Source organism: Segatella baroniae B14 (assembly GCF_022024235.1).
Lineage (GTDB): Bacteria > Bacteroidota > Bacteroidia > Bacteroidales > Bacteroidaceae > Prevotella > Prevotella bryantii.
The window spans coordinates 648,542-655,000 of the sequence record NZ_CP091799.1 but is presented as its reverse complement, the minus strand read 5'-3'; the positions used below and the strand labels follow the sequence as shown (position 1 = coordinate 655,000).

Genomic DNA, 6,459 nt, shown 5'->3' with positions numbered 1-6,459 from the left:
ATTGGCTTATCTCACTCTGTTAAAAGTGGATTACCTGAAGTGGAGAATAACGGATTCGAACCGTTGACCCCCTGCTTGCAAAGCAGGTGCTCTAGCCAGCTGAGCTAATCCCCCAAACTTTTTTTGTTTGAGAAGACTGGAAGTTTTTGTAGTCCCAGGCAGACTTGAACTGCCGACCTCCACATTATCAGTGTGGCGCTCTAACCAACTGAGCTATAGGACTATAGTTCCGGGTTGGCTGACTGTCCAAGATTTCTGGGCTTGCATCTTCGAGCCCGGCTTCCTTTTTCTCTTATATATTAAACAGGTTCTGTAGTACAAGGAAACTTTGGATGACATCAACCAACCTTTACGTTTGTCATGTCTCTTGACTTTTACTTACTTCTAAATAAGCATCTCTTCCAGAAAGGAGGTGTTCCAGCCGCACCTTCCGGTACGGCTACCTTGTTACGACTTAGCCCCAATTACCAGTTTTGCCCTAGGCCGACCCTTGCGGTCACGGACTTCAGGCACCCCCGGCTTTCATGGCTTGACGGGCGGTGTGTACAAGGCCCGGGAACGTATTCACCGCGCCATGGCTGATGCGCGATTACTAGCGAATCCAGCTTCGTGAGGTCGGGTTGCAGACCTCAGTCCGAACTGGGACCGGCTTTCTTGATTAGAATGACCTTACGGGCATCCGACTTTCTGTACCGGCCATTGTAACACGTGTGTAGCCCCGGACGTAAGGGCCGTGCTGATTTGACGTCATCCCCACCTTCCTCACACCTTACGGTGGCAGTGTCTCCAGAGTGCCCAGCTTGACCTGATGGCAACTGAAGAGAAGGGTTGCGCTCGTTATGGCACTTAAGCCGACACCTCACGGCACGAGCTGACGACAACCATGCAGCACCTTCACAGATGTCCCGAAGGAAGTCACTATCTCTAGATCCGTCATCTGCAATTCAAGCCCGGGTAAGGTTCCTCGCGTATCATCGAATTAAACCACATGTTCCTCCGCTTGTGCGGGCCCCCGTCAATTCCTTTGAGTTTCACCGTTGCCGGCGTACTCCCCAGGTGGGATGCTTAACGCTTTCGCTTAGCCACTCACCCCGAAGGGCAAACAGCTGGCATCCATCGTTTACCGTGCGGACTACCAGGGTATCTAATCCTGTTCGATACCCGCACTTTCGAGCTTTAGCGTCAGTAACACTACAGCGAGCTGCCTTCGCAATTGGAGTTCTTCGTGATATCTAAGCATTTCACCGCTACACCACGAATTCCGCCCGCTTCCTGTGCACTCAAGTCTGACAGTTCGCGCTGCAGTGCCCAGGTTGAGCCCGGACATTTCACAACACGCTTACCAAACGGCCTGCGCTCCCTTTAAACCCAATAAATCCGGATAACGCCCGGACCTTCCGTATTACCGCGGCTGCTGGCACGGAATTAGCCGGTCCTTATTCGTAGGGTACATGCAAATAACCACACGTGGCTAACTTTATTCCCCTAAAAAAGCAGTTTACAACCCATAGGGCCGTCATCCTGCACGCTACTTGGCTGGTTCAGACTTCCGTCCATTGACCAATATTCCTCACTGCTGCCTCCCGTAGGAGTTTGGACCGTGTCTCAGTTCCAATGTGGGGGACCTTCCTCTCAGAACCCCTACTGATCGTCGGCTAGGTGGGCCGTTACCCCGCCTACTACCTAATCAGACGCATCCCCATCCATAAGCGATAAATCTTTATTCCATCTCAGATGTCTTCGACGGAAACCATAGGGCATTAATCTTACTTTCGCAAGGCTATTCCCTACTTATGGGCAGGTTGGATACGCGATACTCACCCGTGCGCCGGTCGTCATCAAAGAAAGCAAGCTTTCTTCATGTTACCCCTCGACTTGCATGTGTTAAGCCTGTAGCTAGCGTTCATCCTGAGCCAGGATCAAACTCTCCATTGTAAAATATCTTTGAATATCTAATTGAATAGATGATTTGTCTCTGTTTCAAGGACGCTTATCCTTTTATTGAAGTCGGTTTAAAGCCTGGACAAAAACTAAACTTGACGGTTCGTTTTTGTTACCCATTCACACATATTTATAATATGTGAACGCTTCTTGTACTACTTCTCTGTCTATGTAATCTTTTCAAAGAACTCTTTCTCTTAAGCCTCATAACCAACGTTATTTGGCTGCTTCCGTTTGTTTGAAAGCGAGTGCAAAGGTATACAAAATATCCATAACCTCCAAATGTTTTCAAGAAAAAATTGCAAAAAACTAAGATTTTGCGCGTTCTTTGACAATAAAAACTTGCTCCCATGGACGTACACATTATAATATATATAAGGATAAAGGATTAAAGATTAAAATAATATATAAGGATTAAAGAAAAATAAGAATGAGTTTTAGATTTAAAGAAGGAAAATTTATTCTAGGACTCCCCCTCTCCTACAAATTATACGAGTATTGGCAGTTATGCATGCATTCACTGATTGCTATGGCCCTACTTCCGTCACCATCGGAAACAGCGTGACGAAACTGGTTGAAGCAGCTTACTACACTCCCCGACAATTTTTACAGCATCAGCCCCACTTTTACCATTCTACGACATGTACAACAAAAGAACCGATTTGAAATTTACGGACAAGAACCCTCCTGAGGTTTGCGTATTTGAAATTGCGATATAAGAATGCCTCAAATACGTGAATTTTGAAGATTTTTCGTATCTATCTGAATATCAACACGTTACAGATTTAGCGTTTCGTCGGTTAAAAAAAAGGGAGCCAAAACCCAAGCTCCTAGGGGTCAAAAGCTTAGGGTTGACGCGATAAGGTCATAGAGTTTAGCGAACAAAGTCTTAGGTTTCGACCCCCAGGAGCTGGGGTTTTGGCGGGAGAGAAAATCGAGGGGAAGAAAAAAGACCAAACAGGCTGATCAAAAGTTGAATATTTTAAGCTAGATGACGATTTTTGAAAACGCTGTTTTTTGATAAATTATTTGACAGTCAAACCATTACAAGCGTAAAAAGTCAGAAGTAGTTCGATACGTATCGCTGGACAGGATTCAGAATTTTTAAATCAGATAAAAACAAAACGCAACATAAACAGAACAGACTCAAAAAAATACTCATCACCACAAACAGCCCATTCAAAACATGAAGTCAACACTAACGACAAACCACAAAAAAATACTCCTCATAGCTTCCTTAACAAGCAATGAGGAGTAAAAGATAATTCAAAGTTAAAAGAAAAAAGTATTTAGCAGGGAAAACTATGTAACCTATCAAGCCCTCAACCTTTCTTGCAAACTTGAACTCTTTCTTAAATATGTCATCAAGAGAAGCACGCTACCAAAAGCTATCAACATTGAGACTAGATAACTAACACCTGCAAAAGAATCATACAAACCGTGCAAGGTAGCAGGAATAGCCAAGGCTAAAGTATACATCGATTTACGAAATCGTGGATATAAATTTGCCAGGGAAATAAAATATCCAGAGATACCAGCCCATATCGCATGTAGAAATGGAAGAGAAGTCAACCGAGCTATATTCAAAACAAAAGCTGAAGTATAATCAGCCTGTATATTTACTTGAGTTTGATACTGCACACCTTCAAATACACCAAAAGCAATACCAGCCATCAAGCCATAATAAACTAATGTCTGTGGCAAAATAGGTTCTTTTGCTTTTTTCTCCAAATATAATAATGGAACCATTTTCGCCAATTCCTCAGTCACACCTACACCTAATATATATCCGATAATATTTATAGGGAAGCCAACATGAGTAAACGAATAAAAGAAATTAAGACTATTAAGACCTGAAAAAATTAAGAACACTGCTAACTGAGTCAAAAAGAAAACACCAATAGTAGTCTTAACACTCACCTGCCTTGTCTTGAAAAAATAATAAAAGAAAATGCCCCAGATTGTTGCAAAATAAAGTGATACCGCATAAAAGACGAAATACCCTTCTATCGGCAAAAGCATTATTACTGATAAAGAGAGACCAACAATAGCCAATATCATCAACCGTTTGTCATCTTTAAATCCTTTCTCGGTCATCTCTTTGTGAGGAAAAATAAATTTTCTTCCTATATAAGATAACTGCTGACCAATAGTACCACTATTCTTAATTCGAGGATTTATACCAGCACGATTTAGAAATAATTCTATTGTCCCCTCTTCACCTGTCCATGCATCACGAGCTTTATCATGCATCAGAAGTTTACCTTCTTCTACATAATGCGCCACCATCACTTCCTCATAGGGTCCATAATCATGTGAATTTCTCGTTACTATTATCATAGTACATGAATGCTATTTAACACATTATTTAGAATAGTATCGCAAAGCCATACTTTCTATGGCCAAAACATTTGGAATCATTCCACCATTGATACTTCTTTTTAAAAAATCTCGGAGATTATAATGATCACAACCTATACTTTGAGCAGGATCATCAATAACACTAACACCAATTTCAGGTTGAACAAGCAATTTTGCATTACTTGGAAATAAGTTTAGATTATTAATGTAATAACTAAGCATATCTTCTACATTATGCACAAACTCTTTGATATTTTTAAATCTTTTTTCCATAAACTCTTATTATTATATTTTACATGACGAATATACATCATAAATTATAACAAACAAGGAATATGCCATTAAGTTTGGATAACTTTAAAATCTCTTATCAATTCATTAGATTTGCAAGGTATATTACCTAAAATTATGAAAAATTCAGATCTACTGCCAATATGTCGCAATTCTATTTTACAACATAAGCCTTAATGATTTTTACATCTTCTTTTGGACGAGACCAAGCATCTACCTCAACTTGTTGTATCCTATCGATAACCTCTAACCCTTCTGTCACTTCACCAAAAACAGTATACTGTCCATCCAAAAAAGGCGTACCTCCCACTTCTTGATACACTTTTCTAATTTCTGGTGTAAACTTCACCTTAAAGTTTGTAACAGTATCTATAACTGACTGATAAAAGTTAAGCTGATGCTCTGAAAACTTCTTACCCCAAACAATATAAAATTGAGATCCAGATGATTTTTTGTCTGGATTTTCGTTGTCAGGTTGGCGAGCTGCTGCTAAAGCTCCACGCTTATGAAAGAACTGCGGATATATTATTTCTGCAGGAAAATCCTTACCAATCTGATGATTTCCTAATACTTGCCCCGGCTTAGCCTTTCTACTATCAGGATCGCCAGTCTGAATCATAAAATCTTTAACAACACGATGAAATAACATACCATCCATCTGTTTACTATTTACTATCTTAAGAAAATTATCGCGATGTTTCGGAGTTTCATTATACAACTGAATTCGTACATTACCCATACTGGTTTGAAGCAGCACCTCGGTACGCTTCACAGACTGTGAGTAAACAGATAATTGCACCAACAACAAGCCTAAAGCCAAAATAAATTTTTTCATACACTATTTAAATTATATTTGTTTTCTTTACTAAAAATCCAATGACAAAGATAATAAAAATTTCGACATATCAGATTAAATTAGTATCTTTGCAAACCTTTTAGAATATAATTGGACTAGAAACCAAAATTAATGATAAATACATTAAGGTAATATGACAGACAACATGGATAACGCTGAATTTACAGCAGGAGTTTGGACTGAGGTAGAATGTACGGAAGAATGTTATAACCAATTTGTACAAGAACCTATTTTCGACGAAGACCATGCTCAATTTTTTCTTTGTCGCGAAGATGGTACACGCAAACCTGTTCGCATGAGTACGGTTGTTTTCCGTCAGTATGGTTCTGAAGATTGGGAAGATGATATCATGTACGGATGCGTTGAAGCTCAAGCCTTAGGTGATGGTCAAGAGGAACCTATACCTGTAAAAATATACAATTTAGGTACTCCTGCAGACGAACTTGTACAAGTAATCAAACAGGATGCTAATGGTACACTTTTCACCGTGAATTATGATGATGGTAATATAGAAGTACCTGCTGCACAAAAAACTGATGAAGGCTTTTTGATTACTCACGAACAGGTTGTAATTGGAGACCCTATCGAAATAACATTTAACCCAACTAACGGGAAAGCTTTCACCATGCACATAGAAGTTCCAAACATCGGTTTGACTATTCGTGACGGTGAAGGCAAAGCTGTAACAGGCAATCTGGAACTCAGTTTCGAAGATGTAATGACATACACCTATAGTTTTAAAGGAAACGAACACGACGACCGTTTTCTCATTTCTTTTAACAACGACAAGAAAATATATCTATATATCCAATCTGACAGCCATACACTATCTATCAGAAACAAAAAAGATAAAATGGCCAAAGTGGGAGAAACAGCAAGTGAAGGAAAACTTGCCTTGCTACTTGAGGGCATACCAAACGCTGTTATTAAACACGGTAATGAGCGTTGGCGTATCAAAGTGGAAGGATAAATCCTCCCACTTTTTTCTTCAAAATAAATCTTATCTAAAG

The 6,459-nt window shown here is 40.0% G+C and carries 4 protein-coding genes, 2 tRNA genes and 1 rRNA gene; 1 reads left to right on the top strand and 6 read right to left on the bottom strand.

Annotation, left to right across the window (positions count from 1 at the left end; all coding sequences use genetic code 11):
- Positions 1-40: 40 nt before the first annotated feature.
- The 6 genes from L6469_RS02740 to L6469_RS02715 all read right to left on the bottom strand — a co-directional run bounded on the left by L6469_RS02740 (position 41) and on the right by L6469_RS02715 (position 5,428).
- Positions 41-114 (bottom strand) — tRNA-Ala (locus tag L6469_RS02740).
- A gap of 35 nt (positions 115-149) precedes the next feature.
- Positions 150-223: transfer RNA gene (locus L6469_RS02735), tRNA-Ile, on the bottom strand.
- Positions 224-405: 182 nt separating this feature from the next.
- Positions 406-1,935, bottom strand: a 16S ribosomal RNA gene (locus L6469_RS02730).
- 1,320 nt (positions 1,936-3,255) lie between these two features.
- A complete protein-coding gene (locus L6469_RS02725) occupies positions 3,256-4,281 on the bottom strand; it encodes a PrsW family intramembrane metalloprotease (RefSeq protein WP_074614298.1) in 1,026 nt (341 codons plus the stop codon).
- Positions 4,282-4,305: 24 nt separating this feature from the next.
- Entirely contained in the window at positions 4,306-4,575 is a 270-nt protein-coding gene (locus L6469_RS02720) for a hypothetical protein (protein WP_006283244.1), read from the bottom strand.
- Between the two features lie 172 nt (positions 4,576-4,747).
- Entirely contained in the window at positions 4,748-5,428 is a 681-nt protein-coding gene (locus L6469_RS02715) for a peptidylprolyl isomerase (protein ID WP_006283245.1), read from the bottom strand.
- A gap of 154 nt (positions 5,429-5,582) precedes the next feature.
- Between L6469_RS02715 and L6469_RS02710 the strand changes: the two genes are divergently transcribed.
- A complete protein-coding gene (locus L6469_RS02710; RefSeq protein ID WP_050787952.1) occupies positions 5,583-6,419 on the top strand; it encodes a hypothetical protein in 837 nt (278 codons plus the stop codon).
- The last annotated feature ends 40 nt before the right edge of the window (positions 6,420-6,459 follow it).